Source organism: Pseudomonas sp. DR 5-09, from assembly GCF_001655595.1.
Lineage (GTDB): Bacteria > Pseudomonadota > Gammaproteobacteria > Pseudomonadales > Pseudomonadaceae > Aquipseudomonas > Aquipseudomonas pharyngis.
This window is the reverse complement of record NZ_CP011566.1, coordinates 6,120,773-6,143,230: the sequence shown is the minus strand read 5'-3', so window position 1 is coordinate 6,143,230 and position 22,458 is coordinate 6,120,773. Positions and strand designations below refer to the sequence as shown.

At 60.6% G+C, this 22,458-nt stretch carries 23 protein-coding genes and 1 other RNA gene; 12 read left to right on the top strand and 12 right to left on the bottom strand.

Annotated features, from left to right (window positions below; translation table 11 throughout):
- The first annotated feature begins 1 nt into the window (after nt 1).
- Nucleotides 2-2,227, top strand: a complete 2,226-nt coding sequence (gene ppk1, locus PDR5_RS27720; protein WP_064600299.1) for a polyphosphate kinase 1 — start codon at nt 2-4, stop codon at nt 2,225-2,227.
- 266 nt (nt 2,228-2,493) lie between these two features.
- On the opposite strand, the gene ppx is transcribed toward ppk1, so the two are convergent.
- The 5 genes from ppx to PDR5_RS27695 all read right to left on the bottom strand — a co-directional run bounded on the left by ppx (nt 2,494) and on the right by PDR5_RS27695 (nt 7,103).
- Nucleotides 2,494-3,996 (bottom strand): exopolyphosphatase, encoded by a 1,503-nt coding sequence (gene ppx / locus PDR5_RS27715; protein ID WP_039765323.1) that lies wholly within the window; start codon nt 3,994-3,996, stop codon nt 2,494-2,496.
- A gap of 248 nt (nt 3,997-4,244) precedes the next feature.
- A complete protein-coding gene (locus PDR5_RS27710; protein WP_064600296.1) occupies nt 4,245-4,982 on the bottom strand; it encodes an amino acid ABC transporter ATP-binding protein in 738 nt (245 codons plus the stop codon).
- Nucleotides 4,969-5,619, bottom strand: coding sequence for an amino acid ABC transporter permease (locus PDR5_RS27705; RefSeq protein ID WP_007951832.1), 651 nt, complete (start codon nt 5,617-5,619; stop codon nt 4,969-4,971). Before PDR5_RS27705 ends, PDR5_RS27710 begins: the two co-directional genes overlap by 14 nt.
- A complete protein-coding gene (locus PDR5_RS27700; protein WP_064600295.1) occupies nt 5,616-6,296 on the bottom strand; it encodes an amino acid ABC transporter permease in 681 nt (226 codons plus the stop codon). The genes PDR5_RS27705 and PDR5_RS27700 overlap by 4 nt, the downstream gene beginning before the upstream one ends.
- Nucleotides 6,297-6,317: 21 nt before the next feature.
- Nucleotides 6,318-7,103 carry a transporter substrate-binding domain-containing protein gene (locus PDR5_RS27695; protein ID WP_011336488.1) on the bottom strand — a complete coding sequence of 262 codons (786 nt, stop codon included), beginning with the start codon at nt 7,101-7,103 and terminating at the stop codon, nt 6,318-6,320.
- Between the two features lie 256 nt (nt 7,104-7,359).
- Here PDR5_RS27695 and PDR5_RS27690 point away from each other — a divergent pair, with 256 nt between their 5' ends.
- The 7 genes from PDR5_RS27690 (at nt 7,360) to PDR5_RS27660 (ending at nt 15,499) form a co-directional block, all read left to right on the top strand.
- Entirely contained in the window at nt 7,360-8,067 is a 708-nt protein-coding gene (locus PDR5_RS27690; RefSeq protein WP_007951828.1) for a FadR/GntR family transcriptional regulator, read from the top strand.
- Between the two features lie 120 nt (nt 8,068-8,187).
- Nucleotides 8,188-8,517 carry a thioredoxin TrxA gene (gene trxA / locus PDR5_RS27685; protein WP_003206727.1) on the top strand — a complete coding sequence of 110 codons (330 nt, stop codon included), beginning with the start codon at nt 8,188-8,190 and terminating at the stop codon, nt 8,515-8,517.
- Between the two features lie 249 nt (nt 8,518-8,766).
- Complete coding sequence (gene rho, locus PDR5_RS27680) at nt 8,767-10,026, top strand: transcription termination factor Rho (protein WP_011336486.1); 1,260 nt, start codon at nt 8,767-8,769, stop codon at nt 10,024-10,026.
- A 136-nt stretch (nt 10,027-10,162) separates the two neighbouring features.
- Complete coding sequence (locus PDR5_RS27675) at nt 10,163-12,118, top strand: acyltransferase family protein (RefSeq protein ID WP_064600293.1); 1,956 nt, start codon at nt 10,163-10,165, stop codon at nt 12,116-12,118.
- Between the two features lie 80 nt (nt 12,119-12,198).
- A complete protein-coding gene (gene ubiD, locus PDR5_RS27670) occupies nt 12,199-13,665 on the top strand; it encodes a 4-hydroxy-3-polyprenylbenzoate decarboxylase (protein WP_064600291.1) in 1,467 nt (488 codons plus the stop codon).
- Nucleotides 13,665-14,633: a CDP-6-deoxy-delta-3,4-glucoseen reductase gene (locus PDR5_RS27665; protein WP_064600289.1), complete on the top strand. Its 969-nt coding sequence runs from the start codon at nt 13,665-13,667 to the stop codon at nt 14,631-14,633. The genes ubiD and PDR5_RS27665 overlap by 1 nt, the downstream gene beginning before the upstream one ends.
- Before the next feature lie 197 nt (nt 14,634-14,830).
- Nucleotides 14,831-15,499, top strand: coding sequence for a gamma-glutamylcyclotransferase (locus tag PDR5_RS27660; RefSeq protein ID WP_039765337.1), 669 nt, complete (start codon nt 14,831-14,833; stop codon nt 15,497-15,499).
- Here PDR5_RS27660 and glpT read toward each other — a convergent pair.
- On the bottom strand, nt 15,475-16,824 hold the full coding sequence (gene glpT, locus PDR5_RS27655) for a glycerol-3-phosphate transporter (RefSeq protein ID WP_039765339.1): 1,350 nt from the start codon (nt 16,822-16,824) through the stop codon (nt 15,475-15,477). The two genes, PDR5_RS27660 and glpT, sit on opposite strands and share 25 nt — an antisense overlap.
- 326 nt (nt 16,825-17,150) lie before the next feature.
- Between glpT and PDR5_RS27650 the strand changes: the two genes are divergently transcribed.
- Nucleotides 17,151-17,759 (top strand): energy transducer TonB, encoded by a 609-nt coding sequence (locus PDR5_RS27650; RefSeq protein ID WP_064600287.1) that lies wholly within the window; start codon nt 17,151-17,153, stop codon nt 17,757-17,759.
- 51 nt (nt 17,760-17,810) lie between these two features.
- Here PDR5_RS27650 and PDR5_RS27645 read toward each other — a convergent pair whose 3' ends face one another.
- A complete protein-coding gene (locus PDR5_RS27645) occupies nt 17,811-18,788 on the bottom strand; it encodes an NADPH:quinone oxidoreductase family protein (protein ID WP_064600285.1) in 978 nt (325 codons plus the stop codon).
- A 150-nt stretch (nt 18,789-18,938) separates the two neighbouring features.
- Here PDR5_RS27645 and PDR5_RS27640 point away from each other — a divergent pair, with 150 nt between their 5' ends.
- The gene (locus PDR5_RS27640; RefSeq protein WP_007951814.1) at nt 18,939-19,346 is read left to right on the top strand and encodes a flagellar basal body-associated protein FliL; all 408 of its coding nucleotides are present in this window, start codon (nt 18,939-18,941) and stop codon (nt 19,344-19,346) included.
- 142 nt (nt 19,347-19,488) lie between these two features.
- Here the strand turns inward: PDR5_RS27640 and PDR5_RS27635 are convergent, their stop codons facing one another.
- Nucleotides 19,489-19,941, bottom strand: a complete 453-nt coding sequence (locus PDR5_RS27635) for an EVE domain-containing protein (RefSeq protein ID WP_064600283.1) — start codon at nt 19,939-19,941, stop codon at nt 19,489-19,491.
- Between the two features lie 197 nt (nt 19,942-20,138).
- Here PDR5_RS27635 and PDR5_RS29940 point away from each other — a divergent pair, with 197 nt between their 5' ends.
- Complete coding sequence (locus tag PDR5_RS29940) at nt 20,139-20,294, top strand: hypothetical protein (RefSeq protein ID WP_007911192.1); 156 nt, start codon at nt 20,139-20,141, stop codon at nt 20,292-20,294.
- A gap of 36 nt (nt 20,295-20,330) precedes the next feature.
- On the opposite strand, the gene PDR5_RS27630 is transcribed toward PDR5_RS29940, so the two are convergent.
- The 4 genes from PDR5_RS27630 to PDR5_RS27615 all read right to left on the bottom strand — a co-directional run bounded on the left by PDR5_RS27630 (nt 20,331) and on the right by PDR5_RS27615 (nt 21,750).
- Nucleotides 20,331-20,936, bottom strand: coding sequence for a 5-formyltetrahydrofolate cyclo-ligase (locus tag PDR5_RS27630; RefSeq protein WP_064600281.1), 606 nt, complete (start codon nt 20,934-20,936; stop codon nt 20,331-20,333).
- 81 nt (nt 20,937-21,017) lie between these two features.
- A non-coding RNA gene (ssrS, locus tag PDR5_RS27625) (6S RNA) lies at nt 21,018-21,196 on the bottom strand.
- A gap of 30 nt (nt 21,197-21,226) precedes the next feature.
- Nucleotides 21,227-21,544, bottom strand: coding sequence for a cell division protein ZapA (locus PDR5_RS27620; protein ID WP_039765346.1), 318 nt, complete (start codon nt 21,542-21,544; stop codon nt 21,227-21,229).
- Nucleotides 21,541-21,750: a TIGR02449 family protein gene (locus PDR5_RS27615; protein WP_007940359.1), complete on the bottom strand. Its 210-nt coding sequence runs from the start codon at nt 21,748-21,750 to the stop codon at nt 21,541-21,543. Before PDR5_RS27615 ends, PDR5_RS27620 begins: the two co-directional genes overlap by 4 nt.
- A 125-nt stretch (nt 21,751-21,875) precedes the next feature.
- Between PDR5_RS27615 and PDR5_RS27610 the strand changes: the two genes are divergently transcribed.
- Nucleotides 21,876-22,436: a YecA/YgfB family protein gene (locus PDR5_RS27610; protein WP_064600279.1), complete on the top strand. Its 561-nt coding sequence runs from the start codon at nt 21,876-21,878 to the stop codon at nt 22,434-22,436.
- Nucleotides 22,437-22,458: the final 22 nt, after the last annotated feature.

The window sequence follows — 22,458 nt, the reverse complement described above, 5'->3', positions numbered from 1 at the left end:
GATGAATACCGAAGGACTCACTGAAGTTGCCGTAAAAGAAGCTCAACCCGTGGTCGAGCAGATTACCGAAACCCCGCCGGAACTGGAGCCTGCGCCACCCGCGCCGGCAACCGAGCCTGCCGCGGCGGTTCCGGCGATCGCGATTCCCGGCCTGGATGACAGCAGCCTGTACATCCACCGTGAATTGTCGCAACTGCAGTTCAACATCCGCGTGCTGGAACAGGCGCTGGACGAGTCCTACCCGTTGCTGGAGCGGCTGAAGTTCCTGCTGATCTTCTCCAGCAACCTCGACGAATTCTTCGAAATCCGCGTCGCCGGCCTCAAGAAACAAATCACCTTCGCCCGTGAACAGGCCGGCGCTGACGGCCTGCAACCGCACCAGGCCCTGGCCCGGATCAGCGAGCTGGTGCACGGTCACGTAGATCGCCAGTACGCGATCCTCAACGACATCCTGCTCCCAGAGCTGGAAAAACATCAGGTGCGCTTCATCCGTCGTCGCCACTGGACGACCAAGATCAAAACCTGGGTCCGCCGCTATTTCCGCGACGAGATCGCGCCGATCATCACTCCGATCGGCCTCGACCCGACGCACCCGTTCCCGTTGCTGGTGAACAAGAGCCTGAACTTCATCGTCGAGCTCGAAGGTATCGACGCCTTCGGTCGCGATTCCGGTCTGGCGATCATCCCGGCACCGCGCCTGTTGCCTCGAATCATCAAGGTGCCGGAAGAAGTCGGCGGTCCTGGCGACAACTATGTGTTCCTGTCGTCGATGATCCACGCCCACGCCGATGACCTGTTCCAGGGCATGAAGGTAAAAGGCTGCTACCAGTTCCGCCTGACCCGAAACGCTGACCTGGCGCTTGACTCCGAAGACGTCGAAGACCTGGCCCGCGCGCTGCGTGGCGAGCTGTTTTCGCGTCGATACGGTGACGCCGTGCGCCTGGAAGTCGCCGACACCTGCCCGAAACACCTGTCGGACTACCTGCTCAAGCAGTTCAACCTGAGCGAGACCGAGCTGTATCAGGTCAACGGTCCGGTGAACCTGACGCGTCTGTTCAGCATCACCGGCCTGGACAGCCATCCGGAGCTGCAATACACGCCGTTCACGCCGCAGATCCCGAAACTGCTGCAGAACAGCGAAAACATTTTCAGCGTGATCAGCAAGCAGGACATCCTGTTGCTGCACCCGTTCGAGTCGTTCACCCCGGTGGTCGACCTGTTGCGCCAGGCCGCCAAGGACCCGCACGTCCTCGCCGTGCGCCAGACCCTGTACCGCTCCGGCGCCAACTCGGAAATCGTCGATGCGCTGGTGGACGCCGCGCGTAACGGCAAGGAAGTGACGGCGGTCATCGAGCTGCGAGCGCGCTTCGACGAAGAGTCCAACCTGCAACTGGCCAGCCGTCTGCAAGCGGCGGGCGCGGTGGTGATCTACGGCGTGGTCGGCTTCAAGACTCACGCCAAGATGATGCTGATCCTGCGCCGCGAGGCCGGTGAGATCGTGCGTTACGCGCACCTCGGCACCGGTAACTACCACGCCGGTAACGCCCGTCTGTACACCGACTACAGCCTGCTGACCTCCGACGATGCCTTGTGCGAAGACGTCGGCAAACTGTTCAGCCAGTTGATCGGCATGGGCAAGACGCTGCGCATGAAGAAGCTGCTGCATGCGCCGTTCACTCTGAAGAAGGGCATGCTCGACATGATCACCCGCGAGACGCAATTCGCGCTCGACGGTAAACCGGCGCACATCATCGCCAAGTTCAACTCGCTGACCGATCCGAAGATCATTCGCGCGCTGTACAAGGCCAGCCAGTCCGGCGTGCGCATCGATCTGGTGGTGCGCGGCATGTGCTGCCTGCGTCCGGGCATCGCCGGGGTTTCGCACAACATCCACGTGCGCTCGATCATCGGCCGCTTCCTTGAGCACACCCGAGTGTTCTACTTCCTCAACGGTGGCGAGGAACAGATGTTCCTGTCCAGCGCCGACTGGATGGAGCGCAACCTCGACAAGCGCGTCGAGACTTGCTTCCCGGTGGAAGGCAAGAAGCTGCTGACCCGGGTCAAGAAAGAGCTGGAGCTGTACCTGACCGACAACACCCACAGCTGGAGCCTGCAATCGGACGGTCGCTACATCCGCAACACGCCGACCGGCAACCAGAACCCGCGCAGTGCGCAGGCGACGTTGCTGGAGCGATTGGGCAGTCCGATTCTGCCGGTGAGCAGCTGAGAGCTTAAAAGCACCCCCTCACCCTAACCCTCTCCCAGAGGGAGAGGGGACTGACCGAGTTGGATGCTCGAGGTACATCGACATGAAATATCGAGTCGAACTCAGGTCTTGAAAAGCATGAAGATCGGCTCCCTTTCCCCCCTCGCCCCCTTGGGGGAGAGGGTTGGGGTGAGGGGGATCGATCGTAAGCACACCACCGGAATCCAGCCGAGCACCCAATAAAAAGGCGATCCCGAAGGATCGCCTTTTTTGTACCCGCCCGTTACTCAATGTACGGTCAGGACAATCCCCACCCGCGTCAGCCATTCGGCCTCAAGCCCGAAATCCGCCTGGGTCAGCTGATTTTCATCCAGCCAGTTCTCCGGGAATTCCACGTCGAGGTGGTTGCCATTTGCATGCAGCGTCACTTGCGGCATCGCCTGGGTGCCACGGATGTGGTGGAACAGGATGGCGAAACGCAGCAGCACGCACAGGCGGATCAGCTTGTCGCCGTCGTCGCCGAACTCGGCGAACTTGTCCTTGGGGATGTTGCGACGGTGGCCGCGCACCAGCAGGGCGAGCATTTGCTGGTCTTCGCGGGAGAACCCGGCGAGGTCCGAGTGTTCGATCAGGTAGGCGCCGTGCTTGTGGTAGTGATAGTGCGCGATGTCGAGCCCGACTTCGTGCACTTTCGCCGCCCAGCCCAGCAGTTCGCGCCAGATGCCGTCGTCCAGCTCCCAATCCACGGCCACTTGATCGAAGGCGTGCAAGGCTTTGCGCTCGACCCGTGCGGCCTGTTCCTGATCGACGTGGTAGCGCTCCATCAGCGAGGTCAGGGTGCGTTCGCGCACGTCTTCGTGGTGATGGCGGCCGAGCAGGTCGTAGAGCACGCCTTCACGCAGCGCGCCTTCGCAGTGATCCATGCGTTGCAGTTCGAGGGCGTCGAAGATCGCTTCGAGAATCGCCAGGCCAGCCGGGAAGATCGCCCGGCGATCCGGCTTGATGCCTTCGAAATCGATCTTGTCGACATCGCCGAGCTTGAACAGACGGCGCTTGAGCCACGCCAAGCCTTCGGCATTCACTTCGCCGGTGCCGTGCCCGCCGGCCTTGAGCGCCAGGCCGATGGCGCGGATGGTGCCCGAGGAGCCGATGGCTTCATCCCAGGTCAGGCGATGCAGGGCGTGTTCGATGCTCATGATTTCCAGGCGCGCCGCCGTGTAGGCCTGGGCGTAGCGGGCCGGGGTGATCTTGCCGTCCTTGAAATAGCGCTGGGTGAAACTCACGCAGCCCATTTGCAGGCTTTCGCGCAGCAGCGGTTCGAAACGCTGGCCGATGATGAATTCGGTACTGCCGCCGCCGATGTCGGCGACCAGACGTTTGCCCGGGGTGTCGGCGAGGGTGTGGGACACGCCGAGGTAGATCAGGCGGGCCTCTTCACGGCCGGAGATGACTTCCACCGGATGGCCGAGGATTTCTTCGGCGCGGCGGATGAATTCGCCACGGTTGCGCGCCTCACGCAGGGCGTTGGTGCCGACGATCCGCACGGCGCCCAGTGGCATGCCGTTGATCAGTTGGGCAAAGCGCTTGAGGCAGTCGAGCCCGCGCTGCATGGATTCTTCGTTGAGCTGACGCTCATCGTCGATGCCGGCGGCCAGCTGAACCTTTTCTCCGAGCCGTTCGAGAATACGGATTTCGCCGTTCTGGGCCTTGGCCACGACCATATGGAAGCTGTTGGAGCCCAGGTCGATCGCGGCGATCAGGGACAGATTCTTGGCTTGGGATTGCGGCATGGTCTGGGGGTCTCGGTCGATAACCCCGACATCGTGCCACGATCAAACGCTGCCGCCAACGCGCATGGTTCAAACCCTTGATTCAGCGCATAAAGTCTCAAGACCGCGGCGCGGCCGTTCGCGGGCAAGCCCGCTCCCACAGGTTTTGTGTCGAACACAAAACCGTATCCCGCTAGAGAACCCTGTGGGAGCGGGCTTGGTCCGGGTGGCGATCCGACGATGAGGTCAGAAAAGTCCCTGAAAATCCTTCAGGCAGTCGCCTCGACGGTGCCAATGAAGTTCGCCAGTTCCGGCGTCTGCGGATCGGCAAACAGCACTTTCGGGTCCCCTACCTCGTGCACCTTGCCCTGATGCATGAACACCAGTTTGTCCCCGACCTCCCGGGCGAAGCGCATTTCGTGGGTGACCATGATCAGCGTCATGCCTTCCTTCGCGAGCTGGCGGACCACGCTGAGCACTTCGTTGACCAGCTCCGGGTCCAGCGCCGAGGTGATCTCGTCGCACAGCAGCACCTTGGGCGACATCGCCAGCGCCCGGGCAATCGCCACGCGCTGTTGCTGACCACCGGAGAGACGCTCCGGGAAGGCATCGAACTTCTCACCCAGACCCACACGTTCCAGCATCTGTCGCGCCAGCTCCTGTGCCTTGGCCTTGGGCACTTTCTGCACCACCTGCGGCGCGAGCATCACGTTTTCACCCACCGTCAGGTGCGGAAACAGGTTGAACTGCTGAAACACCATGCCGACTTTCTGCCGCAGGCTGCGCAGGTCGGCGCGGGCGGCGTCGAGGTATTCGCCGTCAACTTCGATCACACCGTCGTTGATGGACTCCAGACCGTTGAGGGTGCGCAGCAGGGTGGACTTGCCTGAGCCGCTGCGGCCGATGATCGCCACCACCTGACCTTCCTCGACGCTCAGGTCGATGCCTTTGAGCACGTGGTGATCGCCGTAATATTTATGCAGGGCAGAAATTCTAAGCAGAGGCATGCAGTCTCCTTTCCAGGTAGCGCGCACTGAGGGACAGGGGGTAGCAGAGCAGGAAGTAGCCCAAGGCAACGAGGCCGTAGACCATGAACGGTTCGAAGGTGGCGTTGGCGAGCATGCCGCCGGTCTTGGTCAGCTCGGTGAAGCCGATGATCGAAGTCACTGCGGTGCCCTTGACCACTTGCACCGAGAAACCCACCGTCGGCGCCACGGCAATTCGCAGCGCCTGCGGCAGGATCACGTAGCGCAATTGCTCCAGCGGATTCAGCGCCAGGCTCGACGAAGCTTCCCACTGACCATTGGGAATCGCCTCGACGCAGCCGCGCCAGATCTCCGCCAGATAAGCGCTGGTGAACAGGGTCAGGGCAATCGCCGCCGCCATCCACGGCGAAATTTCCACCCCGGCCAGGGCCACGCCGAAAAACACCAGAAACAGCTGCATCAACAGCGGTGTGCCCTGGAACAGTTCGATCCAGGTGCGGGCGATGCTGCTGGGCAGCGGGTTCTTCGAGATGCGCATGATCAGGATCAGCAACCCGACGATACCGCCGCCGATGAACGCCACCAGCGACAGCGCCAGCGTCCATTGCAGGCCGGTCAGCAGATTGCGCAGGATGTCCCAGAACGTGAAGTCGCTCATTGGCTGCTCCTTGCGCTGCTTTTAGACAGATAACGCCGACCGAGCCAGTTCAATAGCTGACGGATCAGCAGCGCCATGCACAGATAAATGAGGGTGGTCAGCGCATAGGTTTCAAAGGCGCGGAAGTTGCGCGACTGAATGAAGTTGGCGGCGAAGCTCAATTCTTCGGTGGCAATCTGCGAACACACCGCCGAACCGAGCATGACGATGATGATCTGGCTGCTCAGCGCCGGCCAGACCTTGCCCAGCGCCGGCAGCAGCACCACGTGACGAAACGCCTCGAAGCGGCTCATCGCCAATGCCGCCGCCGCTTCCAGTTGCCCGCGCGGGATCGCCTGGATGCCGGCGCGGATGATTTCGGTCGAGTACGCACCGAGATTGATCACCATCGCCAGCACCGCCGCCTGCCACTCGGAAATCTGCACGCCGAGGGACGGCAGGCCGAAGAAGATGAAGAACAACTGCACCAGAAACGGCGTGTTGCGGATCAACTCCACATACACGCCGAAGATCGCCGAGAACGGGCGGATGTTCCACGCCCGCACCAGCGCCCCGATGATGCCCACGCCAACCCCGAAGAGTGCGCCGATGGCCGTCAGCTCAAGGGTGAACAGCGCCCCGCGCAAGAGCAGGTCGGTGTTTTCCACCACCGGCAAGAAATCGAACTGATAGGCCATGAAGGTCTCCCGCGTCGCCGGTCAGAGGTCGGCCGGCAGCGGCTCTTTGAGCCAGGTCTGCGCGTTCTTTTCCAGCGCGCCGTCAGCCTTGGCGGTGGTAAGGATCTCGTTGACCTTGCCCAGCAGCGCCGGCTCGTTCTTGTTCACGCCGACGTAGACCGGCGAATCCTTGAGCTTCACTTTCAGCGCGGGGACGCGTTTGGGGTTCTTTTCACTGATCGCGACCATTACCACGTTGCCGCTGGCGATCAGGTCGACCTGACCTGCGAGGTAGGCGGCGATGGTCGAGTTGTTGTCTTCGAAGCGCTTGATGGTCACGCCTTCGGGGGCGACCTTGGTCAGCTCGATATCTTCGATGGCGCCACGGGTGACGCTGATGGTTTTGCCTTTGAGATCGTCGAGGGTGCTGACCGCTGCATCCGGCGGGCCGAACACGGCGAGGTAGAACGGCGCGTAGGCGCGAGAGAAATCGATGACCTTCTCGCGCTCGGGGTTCTTGCCGAGGCTGGAAATCACCAGGTCGACCTTGCCGGTGGTCAGGAACGGGATGCGGTTGGTGCTGTTGACCGGGGTCAGTTCGAGTTTGACCTTGAGCTGCTCGGCCAGCAGTTTCGCGGTGTCGATATCGAGGCCGCGCGGCTTCATGTCCGGGCCGACCGAACCGAACGGCGGGAAGTCCTGGGGCACGGCGACTTTCAAGGTGCCGCGCTTGACCACGTCATCCAGACCGTCGGCATGGGCGGGGGCCTGGCTCAGCATCAGACCGGCAAACAGGGCGGCGAGGAGGGCGCTGTAACGCTTCGTCATGGACAATCTCCGGATCGGCGGGAAGTGAATTCTGCGATCGGACAGAGCACGGGCCGTGCCAAGACAGGGGTTTGGCGTCGCAAAGCCACGGGTTTGGCGGGTTTGTTCGGTCTTACTGGTCTGAACAGTCAGGTCGGATTTCGCACTGCGATAGCGCATCGACGCGCACCGTCGAACCCCGCTGGGGCACGACTTGCCTGATGCCTCGAATAGCTTTACAACTGGCCGCACCTTGGCCTGGTCCGTCTGGAAAACCATGAACTCGATCTCCCGCGCCGTACCCGAAGTGGCGCTGCAAGCGATCCGCAAACTGATTACCGAGCAGGGCTTCGGCCCCGGCGATGCGTTGCCCTCGCAGCGGGATCTGGCGGTTCAGCTGGGCGTCAGCCGCGCCTCGTTGCGTGAGGCGTTGTCGTCCTTGAGTGCGCTGGGTGTGGTCAGCATTCAACCGGGCAAAGGCGTGTTCGTGCAGGCGCCGGTCGAGTTGCCTCGTGGCGAGGGCGCACCGGCCTGGCCGTTCGCCGCCCAGGCTTCGCCGCTGGAAATCTTTCAGTTGCGCTATGCGCTGGAAGGGTTTGCGGCCGGTCTGGCGGCGGTGACGTTGAGCACGTTTGATCTGGACGAACTGGAAGACAACGTCGCCGCCATGCGCGAGCAACTGCGCGCCGGCGACTTCGAGGCGGCGGCGAAACTGGATTTCGAATTCCACCGGCGGATCCTCCTGGCCAGCGGCAATCAGGCGATGCTGAGCATCCTCACCGCCAGCGCCGACATCTTTCTGGAGAGCCAGAAGCTACCGTTCATCCGCGCCGAGCGGGCCATGGAAACCTGGCAGGAACACCGCAAGATCCTCCGCGCCCTGGCCCGTCGGGCGTCCGCCGCCGCGCAGAAAGCCATGCAGGAGCACGTGCGCAACGCGGCCCTGCGTACCGGAATTTCCTTCATCGCCCCCGCCAGCGCGTGACTTGAGCTATACCCAAACTCATCGAGTGCCATAGCAAGACTCAATCATCTGCGGCTTCCTGAACAAGGGAAGGGCGGCTATGATGGGCCACGTTTTTTTGCTTACAACCTGGAGAATTCCATGAGCAGCGATCTGATCAAACACGTTAGCGACGCTAGCTTCGAAGCCGACGTACTCAAGGCCGAAGGCGCTGTCCTGGTCGACTACTGGGCTGAATGGTGCGGCCCTTGCAAAATGATCGCTCCGGTTCTGGACGAGATTGCAGAGACTTACAAAGGCAAGCTGACCGTTGCCAAACTGAACATCGACGAAAACCAGGAAACCCCTGCCAAGCACGGCGTACGTGGCATTCCGACCCTGATGCTGTTCAAGAACGGCAACGTGGAAGCGACCAAGGTCGGCGCTCTGTCGAAGTCGCAACTGGCTGCTTTCCTCGACGCCAACATCTAAGCGTCGCGGTAAAGACTGTCCTGAAAAAGCCCCGCAAATTGCGGGGCTTTTTGCGTATTCAGGGCTAGACGCTCCGAAACTCAGGTGGTACATTCGGCCCCGCACTGGTTTCTCCACTGCCCCCTGCTAGCCGTCGCCGACGCACTCCTTTTCGAATAAGTACGCGATCCTGTCGCCTCTCCGCGGCGCGGCCTCATTAAGCCAAAAGCTTAATTTCCCCCCCTCCATAAATGATTACGTCATTCCTATATGAATCTGACTGAACTCAAGCAAAAGCCGATTACCGAACTGCTCGAATTGGCCGAACAGATGGGCATAGAAAATATGGCCCGTTCGCGCAAGCAGGACGTGATTTTCTCCCTGCTGAAAAAGCACGCTAAAAGCGGTGAGGAAATCTCCGGTGATGGCGTGCTGGAGATTCTCCAGGACGGCTTCGGCTTCCTGCGCTCCGCTGACGCTTCCTACCTCGCCGGTCCTGACGACATCTACGTCTCGCCGAGCCAGATCCGCCGTTTCAACTTGCGCACCGGTGACACCATCGTTGGCAAGATCCGCCCTCCGAAGGAAGGCGAGCGTTATTTCGCCCTGCTCAAGGTCGACACGATCAACTTCGATCGTCCTGAGAACGCGAAGAACAAGATTCTCTTCGAGAACCTGACCCCGCTGTTCCCGACCGTGCGCATGAAGATGGAAGCCGGCAACGGTTCCACCGAAGACCTGACCGGTCGTGTGATCGACCTGTGCGCTCCGATCGGCAAAGGCCAGCGTGGTCTGATCGTTGCACCGCCGAAAGCCGGTAAAACGATCATGCTGCAGAACATTGCAGCGAACATCGCCCGTAACAATCCTGAAGTTCACCTGATCGTGCTGTTGATCGACGAGCGTCCGGAAGAAGTGACCGAAATGCAGCGCACCGTGCGCGGCGAAGTGGTTGCCTCGACTTTCGACGAGCCACCGACCCGTCACGTGCAAGTGGCTGAAATGGTGATCGAGAAGGCCAAGCGCCTGGTCGAACACAAGAAGGACGTGGTGATCCTGCTCGACTCCATCACCCGTCTGGCCCGTGCCTACAACACCGTGATTCCGAGCTCCGGCAAGGTGCTGACCGGTGGTGTCGATGCCCACGCCCTGGAGAAACCGAAGCGTTTCTTCGGCGCCGCGCGCAACATCGAAGAAGGCGGCTCGCTGACCATCATCGCCACCGCGCTGGTTGAAACCGGCTCGAAGATGGACGAAGTGATCTACGAAGAGTTCAAGGGCACCGGCAACATGGAGCTGCCACTGGACCGTCGTATCGCCGAGAAGCGTGTGTTCCCGGCGATCAACATCAACAAGTCCGGTACTCGTCGCGAAGAGCTGCTGACTGCCGACGATGAGCTGCAGCGTATGTGGATCCTGCGCAAACTGCTGCACCCGATGGACGAAGTGGCGGCCATCGAGTTCCTGGTCGACAAGCTGAAGACGACCAAGACCAACGACGAGTTCTTCCTGTCGATGAAGCGCAAGTAATACGCTGTTGTTTGAAAAAAGCGCCCCATAAGGGCGCTTTTTTTTCGCGACGGATTATTTGTATCTGGATTGAAATGCACGTGGCTGATAACTTTCGCGCTTTCCAAGGACTCTGTATCCAGAAACGAGAAAGGTCATGCACACGTTTGGCAATCGCCGTGATATCGACGGATTACGAGCTCTGGCGGTTATTCCCGTCGTACTGTTTCATTTTGGATTCAGTACATTCAGTGGCGGCTTTGTCGGGGTTGACGTTTTTTTCGTCATTTCCGGCTTCCTGATCACAACGATCCTGTTCCGCGAAATCAGCGCTCAGCGCTTCAGCTTCATTGATTTCTGGGCACGCCGTGCCCGCCGCATCATTCCTGCCCTGAGCGTGGTCATGCTGGTGACGCTGGCATTGGGCTGGTTGCTGCTGACGGCCAAGGACTTCGCCGAACTCGGGCGAACAGTGCGCTATCAGTCGCTGTTCATCTCCAACATTCTGTTCATGCGCGAGGACGGCTACTTCCAGCCAGCCTCGGATCTGAAGCCGCTGCTGCATACCTGGTCGCTGGCGGTGGAAGAGCAGTACTACATCTTCTTTCCGCTGTTGATGGCGGTGCTGATCCGCTATTTCCGCCATTGGCGCTGGATGCTGTTCGCCGTGTTGCTGGTATCGTTCGGCTTGAACATCGCCAACATCGAACACAAGCCGGAATTCACCTTCTTCTCGCTGCCTACCCGGGCCTGGGAGTTGCTCTGCGGCGCGATGCTCGCGGTAATTCCGGCGCCGAAGCAGGCGGTGCGTCCGTGGTTGTATCAGGCCGTGGGGCTGGCCGGTCTGGCGGCAGTGCTGGTCGCGGTGTTCACTTTTGACAAATCCACCGTGTTTCCGGGCTGGGCAGCCTTGTTGCCGGTGTTGGGGACGACGGCGCTGATCTGGTCGGGCGCGCAAGGTGCGAGCCTCACCGGGCGGCTCTTGAGTCTGCGGCCGTTGGTCTGGGTCGGCTTGCTTTCGTATTCGCTCTATCTTTGGCATTGGCCGGTGTTTGTCTACGCCAACGCGATTTCCATCGATGGCATTCAGCCTGTTGAAGCAATCGGCTGGATAGCCTTGGCGCTGGGCCTGGCCTGGCTGAGTCTGCGCTATATCGAGCTGCCGTTTCGCGAAAAACGCTTGCTCGCCTCGCGAAATGCAGTGCTGGCAGGCGGTCTGGCCGCCATCGTTGCACTCGTGGCGACGGGGTCGGCGATCCGTTCCGCCGACGGTGTCCCTCAGCGTCTGACCGGTAAAGCGCTGGAGTATGCACAGTCCCGTGAGTGGCATGCAGGGCAGATGAAATGCATGCTGGTGACTCAGGATAAAGAGCTGGACAAGGCCTGTCTGGTGGGTGGCAACGAGGATGTTCCGGCCACTCAATTGTTCTGGGGCGACAGCCACGCCGCCGCCTTGCTGCCGGCCATCGAGAATAATGCCCGTCGCGAGGGGCGTCCGGTTTGGCTGTACAGCATGAGCGCGTGCCCGCCGATTCTCAGCGACGATCCGCGTCAGCGCTGCAAGGATTTCAACGAACAGACCATGGAACGTGTGCGCAGCCTCGGCATCAAGGATGTGGTGCTGGCGTCCAACTGGAGCCTTTACGTGTATGGCCGCGAAGACGGCGATAAGAAGGTGCTGCTCAATTCGCAAGACGATACCGTCCAGGCCGAGCAACGCATGGCAGCAGCGCTGAAGGCGCGAGTTGCCGCATTGAGGGCAACGGGGGCGCAAGTCTGGCTGTTCAAGGAGGTGCCGCTGCAACGCAAAGGCACCATCAACCGCTTGACCAGCCTGGCGCGGATCGGAAGGTCCGCCGAAGGGCTGGGTCGTCCGCTTGAGGAACATCTGGCGCGCCAGCATTTCCTCAGCAGCCTGTTCGACTCCATGAGCGCCGCTGATCCGGGTGTGCACGTGATCGATCCAACCCCGCTGATGTGCGGCAATGGCGTCTGCGGCATCGAGGTCAACGGCCATTCGCAGTACAAGGATGAGGATCATCTTTCGGACGCGGGGAGCTCCCGGCTGAGCCCGCTGTTTGCACCTCTGCTGCTGGGGACGAGCCACAATTGAGCGAGGCCTGATGCTGACGGGCTGCTGTTTGCCCGTCAGAGCAGGTAGGATGTACGCCTATTTTGAGGGTGCCATCGTCAATGAAATTCAAGGATCTTCGGGATTTCGTGCAGCAGCTTGAGCAGCGCGGAGAGTTGAAACGCATCCAGATTCCCGTTTCGCCGGTGCTGGAAATGACCGAGGTGTGCGACCGCACACTGCGGGCCAAGGGCCCGGCGCTGCTGTTCGAGAAGCCGACCGGTTACGACATCCCGGTGCTTGGCAACCTGTTCGGCACGCCCGAGCGGGTGGCGATGGGCATGGGTGCCGAGTCGGTCAGCGAGCTGCGCGAAATCGGCAAGCTGCTGGCGTTCCTCAAGGAACCGGAGCCGCCGAAGGGCTTGAAGGACGCGTGGTCGAAGCTGCCGATCTTCCGCAAGATCATTGCGATGGCGCCGAAAGTCATCAAAGACGCGCCGTGCCAGGAAGTGGTCATCGAAGGCGATGACGTCGATCTGGCGATGCTGCCGGTGCAGACCTGCTGGCCGGGCGACGTGGCACCGCTGATCACCTGGGGCCTGACCGTCACCAAAGGTCCGAACAAGGATCGGCAGAATCTTGGCATCTACCGTCAGCAAGTGATTGGCCGCAACAAGGTCATCATGCGCTGGCTCAGCCATCGTGGCGGTGCGCTGGATTTCCGTGAGTGGTGCGAGAAGCATCCGGGCCAGCCGTTCCCGGTGTCCGTGGCCCTGGGTGCGGATCCGGCGACCATTCTCGGCGCGGTCACCCCGGTCCCGGACAGCCTCTCCGAATACGCCTTCGCCGGCCTGTTGCGTGACAGCCGCACGGAGCTGGTGAAGTGCCGCGGCAACGACCTGCAAGTGCCGGCCACTGCCGAAATCATCCTCGAAGGCGTGATCCATCCGGGCGAAATGGCCGATGAAGGCCCGTACGGCGACCACACCGGTTACTACAACGAAGTCGACAGCTTCCCGGTGTTCACCGTCGAGCGCATCACTCACCGGATCAATCCGATCTACCACAGCACCTACACCGGCCGTCCGCCGGATGAGCCGGCGATTCTCGGCGTGGCGCTGAACGAAGTGTTCGTGCCGATCCTGCAGAAGCAGTTCCCGGAAATCACCGATTTCTACCTGCCGCCGGAAGGCTGCTCGTACCGCATGGCCGTGGTGACGATGAAGAAGTCGTATCCGGGCCACGCCAAGCGCGTGATGCTGGGTGTCTGGTCGTTTTTGCGACAGTTCATGTACACCAAGTTCGTTATCGTCACCGACGACGACATCAACGCGCGGGACTGGAACGACGTGATCTGGGCCATCACCACGCGCATGGACCCCAAGCGCGACACAGTGATGATCGACAACACGCCGATCGACTACCTCGACTTCGCCTCGCCGGTGTCGGGACTCGGCTCGAAGATGGGCCTGGACGCCACCCACAAGTGGCCGGGCGAAACCACTCGCGAGTGGGGCCGCGTCATCGTCAAGGATGACGCCGTCACCCAACGGATCGATGCCATCTGGAATCAGTTAGGAATAGATTGATGCGTGTAACCCTGCAGCCCTCCGGAGCGGTGCTCGAGATACGGCCCGGAGAGCGGATTCTCGATGGTGCGCGGCGCCTGGGCTACGAATGCCCGCAAAGCTGCCGCAACGGCAATTGCCATGTGTGTGCGGCGCTGCTGGTGGAAGGCCGGGTCGAACAGGCCGGCAAGGTGCACGACCACGGCGAGTTCTACACTTGCATAGCGGAGCCGCTGGAAGACTGCATCGTGCTGTGGGATGGCGTGCTCGCGCTGGGAGAACTGCCGGTGCGCAGCGTGTCGTGTCAGGTCATCGAATGCCGGGACGTCGGTGGCGATACCTTTCGTGTGCGGCTGCGGGCGCCGGCCGGCAAGCCGCCGCGCTACCACGCTGGCCAGTATTTGATGATCGAGCGCGAGAACGGCGAGAAGTCGGCGTTCTCCATGGCTTCGGCGCCCCACGGCGGTCGCGATCTGGAAATCCATGTGCTGGCGCGCGAATCCAGTGCGCTGAGCCTGATCGATCAGCTCAGGCGCAACCCGATGGTGCGGGTCGAGCTGCCGTTCGGCGACACCCACCTGGCGGAACTGCCGGACGGGCCGCTGGTGCTGATCGCCGCTGGCACCGGTATGGGCCAGATCCACAGCCTGATCGAACATTGCCGGGCCAGCGGCTTCAAGCATCCGGTGCACTTGTACTGGGGTGTGCGTCGTCCGGAAGACTTCTATGAAATCGAACATTGGGACGAATGGCTGAAATTGCCCAATCTGTTCCTGCACAAAGTCGTCAGTGACCAGTGCGGCTGGGAAGGGCGTTGCGGGATGTTGCACGAAGCCGTCTGCGAGGATTTCCCCGATTTGAAGCCGCTGCACGTCTATGCCAGCGGCTCGCCGGCCATGGTCTACGGCACGCTGGATGCGCTGGTGGAAGCGGGGATGGACGCTCATCAGATGCGCGCGGATGTATTCGCTTACGCGCCCCGCTCGTAAGTTCGTTATAACTCTCCATATAGCCGATCGGTATTTATGTAATTGCATAAATGCCGGTAGGTTATATATCCATTGGGCAATCAATTAAGAACTGTGCCATGGCACTCAAATTGCCTTAAAACATATGTGCCTTATTGTTACAGCGGTGCGTTCTATTAAGTAATTCTTCACCCGCGGGGAGCTGAACGCTATTCGCCATGAGCGCCATTGAAAACGCTTTTCTGAACCTGGCTTACCCTCCGCGGCTCGATCTTGGGCCGCAGCTGACGCACGAACAACTTCTCGCTTCCATGCAATCGACCATGGCACGCCACAAGGGCGGGCCGGTGTGGCTGTTCGCCTACGGTTCGCTGATCTGGCGGCCGGAATGCACAGCCGTGGAGCGGGTGCGTGGGCGCGTGCATGGCTATCACCGTGGCTTGTACTTGTGGTCCCACGAGCATCGCGGCACGCCGGAAATGCCCGGTCTGGTCTTTGGTCTGGATCGTGGCGGCTCGTGCAGCGGCTTCGCCTACCGGTTGCCGGAAGACAATCTGGACAGCGCGCTGTATGCGTTGTGGAAGCGCGAAATGCCGTTCCCGTCCTATCGGCCACACTGGCTCAACTGCCGACTCGAAGATGGCAGCCAGGTTCAGGCGCTGGGATTCGTATTGGAGCGACACCTGCCCAGCTATGCCGGCAACTTGCCGGATCATGTGCTGAGCCAGGTGTTCGAAAGCGCTTGCGGGCGGTACGGCACGACTCGCGATTATGTCGAGCAGACCGCTCACGCCCTGCGCAGCCACGCCATGCCAGACCGGAATCTGGAGGCGCGTCTCAAGCGCTGTAAGTCAAAGGCCGATCAGGCGACTGCTTCGCGGCTCTGACTGGCGACTTGCTTGTGCCACAGGGTCGGGGCCAGGAAGGCCATCGACAGCAGGCAAGCGCCCACCAGCAGCACGAAACCACCATCCCAGCCGAAATGGTCCACGGTGTAGCCCATCGCTGCACTGGCCGCGACCGAACCACCCAGATACCCGAACAGACCGGTGAAGCCCGCAGCGGTGCCGGCGGCTTTCTTCGGCGCCAGTTCCAGCGCCTGCAGACCGATCAGCATCACCGGGCCGTAGATCAGGAAGCCGATGGAGAACAGCGCGATCATGTCGATGGTCGGGTGGCCGGCCGGGTTCAGCCAGTACACCAGGGTCGCGACGGTCACCAATGCCATGAACACCATGCCCGTCAGGCCACGGTTGCCACGGAAGATCTTGTCCGACATCCAGCCGCACAGCAGCGTGCCCGGAATCCCCGCCCACTCGTAGAAGAAATAGGCCCACGAGGTTTTATCCACGGTGAAACCCTTGGCTTCTTTCAGGTAGGTCGGCGCCCAGTCCAGCACGCCGTAGCGCAGCAGGTAGACGAAGACGTTGGCCATGGCGATATACCAGAGCATTTTGTTGCGCAGCACGTATTTGACGAAGATTTCCTTGGCGCTGAATTCGTCTTCGTGGCTGGCGTCGTAGCCTTCCGGGTAGTCGTTCTTGTACTTCTCGATCGGCGGCAGGCCGACCGATTGCGGGGTGTCGCGCATGGTCACGAAAGCGAACACTGCTACCGCCAGGGCGACGGCTGCCGGGACGTAGAACGCTGCGTGCCAGTCGTTGAACAGGCCCATGCCGATCAGGAACAGCGGGCCGATCAGGCCGCCACCGACGTTATGCGCCACGTTCCACACAGACACCACGCCGCCACGTTCCTTCTGCGACCACCAGTGCACCATCGTGCGTCCGCTCGGCGGCCAGCCCATGCCCTGGGCCCAGCCGTTGATAAACAGCAGGATGAACATCATGGTCACGCTGGAGGTTGCCCAGGGCGCGAAACCGAAAATGAACATCACCCCGGCCGAGACCAGCAGGCCGAACGGCAGGAAGTAACGCGGGTTGGAGCGGTCGGACACCAGGCCCATGAGGAACTTGGACAGACCGTAGGCGATGGCGATGGCTGACATCGCCAGGCCCAGGTCGCCACGGCTGTAGCCTTCGTCGATCAGGTACGGCATTGCCAGCGAGAAGTTCTTGCGCAACAGGTAATAACCCGCATAGCCAAAGAAGATGCCGGCGAAGATCTGCCAACGCAGGCGTCGGTAGGTGCTGTCGATTTTTTCTTCAGGCAATGGAGCCTGATGTGCGGCAGGACGAAAGAAAGCAAACATTCAAGAGCTCCAGATTTCTTGTTTTGACTGCGGATGCGAATGTTACAGTTTCGTTACCGAAAATAGCACCGCTTCCCATCGGCAAAACAGTGGAAATGTTGGATGTCGCGCGTTCCTTTATGAACATGTCGCTCAGATATAAGTGCAGGGCGTTGTGGGAAAGGTTACCTCGGCGTCTTCCTGCGGGGTTTCAGTGCGTTGTAGGGCAGAACTCGAGGAAATGTCCTGCTTCCAACGCAGAAGCGACGACGTTCTGTTTTGGCTGGCGGCACCTTAACCTTTTCGCAGATGCCTGATCGGGCATTCGGGTCGCAAGGGGAGGGGTTATGCCGTGGTGTGTGTTGTTGATTTTGCTGTTGGTGGCCGCCAGTTCCAGGGCGGCTGAAGTGTTCTTGATTCCGGAACATAATCCGAAACCCATCTACCCGCCGGGACTGCAACGGGCCGGGTTTACCGGAGGAGTCAAAGTAAGCTTCATCGTCAGTGCGGACGGCGCAGTGAGTAAGGTTGGAATTTTGAAAAGCGATCATGCCGAACTGTCCGATGCGGTGAAAAACGCTCTGGCGCAATGGCGCTTTAAACCGTGGACTGTTGAAGGAGAGCGCCCGCCAGAACAGGAAATCATCGCGCCGATGACGTTCGGATTCGATTCTCCTGAAGGCGTGAACCTGTGGCTAAAAGATCTCAAATGTCGTGAGTTCAACAGTTTGCTGGCGCATTACCCAAAACATTCCTGGATGGATGCTGCACCGTTTCATTACGTGCGCGGCTATCTGGCAAGTACGTTTTTCCAGAGGCAGATCCCAATGGAGCAACGTTTGGCGATGATAGCCAAAATGAACAAGCGTGTTCCCGGCATTGTGATGCGTTGCCAAAAGAGTCCAGGCCTTAAGTACGTAACCCTTCTGCCGGAAGACATTCGTAAGGTTTTATGAGAACAGCGCATGCCTGTCTGGTCAGGTGTATGACCAGACAGCTTTTTCTGTTTAGCGCACGCTGACCACCACCTTGCCCACGGCCTTGCGCTGCCCGAGATCATTGATCGCCTGCGCGGCATTGCCCAGCGGATAGACCTGCGACACCAGCGGCTTGAGCTTGCCCTCGGCAAACCAGCCGAACAATTGCTGGAAATTCGCCGCGTTGTCCTGCGGCTGGCGCTGGGCGAAGGAGCCCCAGAACACGCCGAGTACCGCAGCGCCTTTGAGCAGGGCGAGGTTGACCGGCAGTTCGGGAATGCGTCCGCTGGCGAAGCCGACCACCAGCAGGCGGCCGTTCCAGGCGATGGCGCGGATGGACTGGTCGAACAGGTCGCCGCCGACAGGGTCGTAGATCACATCCGCGCCCTGGCCGTCGGTCAGGCGCTTGATTTCGTCCTTGAGGCTGGTTTCGCTGTAGTTGATCAGTTCGTCGGCACCGGCAGCCTTGGCCACCGAGAGTTTTTCCGCGCTGCTGGCGGCGGCGATCACCCGGGCGCCCATGGCTTTGCCGATTTCCACGGCGGCCAGGCCAACGCCGCCGGAGGCGCCGAGTACCAGCAGGGTTTCGCCCGGTTGCAGATTGCCGCGCTGCTTGAGGGCGTGCATCGACGTGCCGTAGGTCATGCTGAAGGCGGCGGCGGTGTTGAAATCCATCGATGGCGGGATCGGCAGCACGTTGTAGCCCGGCACCGCGACCTGCTCGGCGAAGCTGCCCCAGCCGGTCAGGGCCATGACCCGGTCACCGACTTTCAGGTGACTGACCTTTTCCCCCACCGCGCTGACCACGCCGGAGGCTTCGCCACCCGGCGAGAACGGGAAGGGCGGCTTGAACTGGTACTTGCCCTCGATGATCAGCGTGTCCGGGAAGTTGACCCCGGCGGCGTGCACGTCCAGCAGGATTTCGTTTTTCTTGGCGACAGGACTGGCGACGTCTTCCAGCACCAGCGATTCGGCAGGGCCGAAGGCTTTGCACAGCACGGCTTTCATCAGGGCTATTCCTTTGGGAGTGATGGCCGATAAGTGTAGGTGTGGCAGTCAACGGGTCAACGAGCATGCCCGGCCCTGATAGTCCGCCATAAGCTTGTGCTTGCGCGGCGGGTCGTTATGCTAGGCCGCAAACCGGATAAGGAGCGAATTGTGAAAGCGTGGATCATGTTGTTGCTGGCCCTGTCTCTGCCTGTGGCAGCGCTGGCCGAAGAAGCCAAAGAGGGCGAGGCGCCGAAGGTCAACTACATCACCCTGAGCCCGCCGTTCGTGGGCAACTACGGGCTCGATGGCACTCCGAAGCTCAAGGTCTACAAGGCCGACGTGGCACTGCGGGTGACTGGCGAAGAGGCGACCAAACTGGTCAAGGCCAACGAGCCGCTGATCCGCAATCAACTGGTGGCGCTGTTCACTCAGCAGACCACCGATGCGATGGGCAGCATCGAGGGCAAGGAAAAACTGCGTCAGGAAGCCTTGAAACAGACCCAGCAAGTGATGAATGACGAGACCGGCAAGCCGGTGGTTGAAGACCTGTTGTTCAATAACCTGATCATTCAGTAAGGCATTCGTTGTCCGGGCAGGCCTCATCGCGAGCAAGCTCGCTCCCATAGTGGTTTTGTGGTGCCACACATTTGTGTGATCGCCGCTGAACCCTGTGGGGCCGAGCTTGCTCGCGATGGCATTTTGTCAGGCGACAAATGACTCAGGGTCTCAACGCGATAACCGCCGCCCACTGCTCGGCCGTCACCGGCATCACCGACAGCCGCGAACCCTTTTGCACCAGCGGCATCTCGGCCAGCGCGGTCTGCTGCTTCAGATAATCCAGCTTCAAGACTCGGTTGAATGTCTCTACGTGGGCGACATCGATCGCGCTCCAGGCGTTTTTCTCCGGCGTGGCTTTCGGGTCGAAGTAATGGCTTTCCGGTTCCAGTGCGGTGGGATCCGGGTACGCCGCTTCGATTATTTTGCCGATTCCGGCAATGCCCGGCTCCGGGCAGCTGGAATGGTAGAAAAAGAACTCGTCCCCCACGGCCATGGCGCGCAGGAAATTGCGTGCCTGATAGTTGCGAACCCCGTCCCAGCGCGCTTTGCCGAGCTTTTCCAGGCCCTTGATCGAGAGCTCGTCGGGCTCGGATTTCATCAGCCAGTAGGCCATGGTGTGTGCTCCTCAAGCGGTCATTGGGCAGGTTGTCCGGCAATTTTATGACAAACCGACGGTCGGTTGACGTCAGCATTTGCGCGACGGTTCACGTTGTCGCAAAATGCCGGCCTTTAAAGCTTGACGCTGCTGCACGGCCTACGAATGGAAACCGCTGCTGTCATCGTGATGATGTGCCTTGAGGGGGGCAATCGATGAAACGCAAACCGGATTTGCTGTGGACTTTGGTAATTTTGTTCGGTCTGGGCGTCGTGACCACCGGTTATGCGCAAAGTCTGTGGGCCAACAAGGCCGATGCACCGATTGAAGTGGCGCAACAAGTACAACAGTCGACAGCCTTCAAGCGCTAAAACTGCCTTTTTCGACGCCGCTGATCCGCGCGGCGTCTATCCTGCGAAATACCACGCCTTGTCTGTCACCGTTCCCTGCAACGGTACATCCCAGCTCGCTTGCGCGAGACGTTCGACTTTCTGACATTCATGGGCCAGGCCCAACAGCGTCGGCTTGCGCCAGTTCTGGCGTCGGGCCAGATAGGCCAGGCTACGGTCGTAGAATCCGCCGCCCATGCCCAGGCGCCCGCCGACATCGTCGAATCCCACCAGTGGCAACAACACCAGATCCAGTGCCCAGACCTTGCGCTGACGGGCCAGATTGGCGCGCGGCTCAAGAATGCGGAAACGGTTGGGTTTGAGCTTTTCGCCGGGGCGGATCTGCTGAAAGACCATTTTGGTTCGTGGCCAGGCACTGAGCACCGGCAGGTAGGTTTTCTTGCCGCGACGCTGGGCAGCGCGCAGCAACAGGCGCGGGTCGATTTCACCGTCGGTGGGCAGGTACAGGGAAATGTGTCTCGCCCGGCGAAAGTGCGGGTCTTGTGCCAGTTGCCTGTACAGACCTTCGGCGGCCTGGCGCTGCTCGCTTCGCGTCAACGAGCGACGGGCCTTGCGCAGCAGGCGGCGCAGTTGGGGGCGGGGCAGCAACGCGGGTTCGGTCATGGTTCGGCTTCGGCAGGGTGGGGACGAAAACGTACGCATAAAAAATCCGATGCCGGCATGCACCGGCATCGGATTCGAATCAGGCTCCCCGGATGAGCCGCTGTCGACTTAGCCCTTGAACCCGAGAGTTCAAGGTGGAGGATGCAGTAGGCTTTAAGGCTTTCCGTCTGGCGGACATGCACACCAGCCCAACGTGCAACCCCCAGGGTAGTGCAAATCGGCTCAGGGACATCGTCAACTGGCAAGCACCCCAGGGAGTGCGGCGAGTATAACTCAAGCGGCCTGGCGAATCAGCCCTTGGTGACGTCCGGATCGGTCGCCAGCACCAGATCGACACGATCGAGCAAGTCACGCACCTGTTCACGGGTCGAACCGCTGGCCTGGATGTCCGGGCGCTCTTCTTTGTGCAAGAGGTCGTGGGTGATGTTCAGCGCGGCCATCACGGCGATGCGGTCGGCGCCGATGACTTTGCCGCTGCTGCGGATCTCGCGCATCTTGCCGTCCAGGTAGCGGGCGGCGCTGATCAGATTGCTGCGCTCTTCCTGGGGGCAGATGATCGAATACTCTTTGTCGAGGATCTGCACGGTAACGCTATTGCTTGAACTCATGAGTCTTGCTCCAGGGCCTTGAGGCGCGAAATCATCGATTCGACCTTACGCCGGGCGATTTCGTTTTTTTCAATGAGGTGCGCGCGTTCCTCGCGCCAGGTCTTTTCCTGAGCAAGTAAGAGTGCATTTTGACTCTTTAGTTGCTCGACTCGGGTAATCAGCAGTTCGAGTCTGGCCATCAGCGCTTGCAGGTCGGTGTCTTCCATTGTGTCCACTGGTTCGGTCTGATGGGTTTGGCTGGCGGACAGCCTTTAATGGTCTTGGCGAGTCTGTCGATGTAGGATACAAGGCCTTCATTCTAGACATAGCGCCGTCTGGCGCCTAGCTGCCCATGCCCATTCAGAATTCCCCGTACCAAGGCTTTGCCACCCTGCTGAAATCCAGCGGTCATTCCGTTTCGCCTGCCGAACTGCACGGCCTGTTGCTGGGGCGCAGTTGCGCCGGCGCCGGCTTCAATGCCGAAGAGTGGCTGATCGATGCCGCCGAGCTGCTCGAAAGCGAGCCGCAGGACAACGTCCGCAACGCGCTGATCGGTCTGCAGGAGATGGTCAAGAGCGAACTCACCGGCGACGACGTCACCGTGGTTCTGCTGTTGCCGAACGATGACACGCCTCTGGCCGAGCGTGCCGCCGCGCTGGGCCAATGGTGTCAGGGCTTCCTCACCGGGTTCGGCCTGAACTGCCGCGATAGCAGCATGCTGAGCACCGAGGCCACGGAAGTGTTGCAGGATCTTGCAGCGATCTCCCAGGTGCAAGACGCACTGGAAGAATCCGAAGACGGCGAAAGCGACTATATGGAAGTCATGGAGTACCTGCGTGTCGCTCCGCTGCTGCTGTTCTCCGAAACCAAAAAGGCCGACGTGCCGCCAGCGGCCAAGCCGTCGCTGCACTGATCGCGTGCCAGGGAAAGCCATC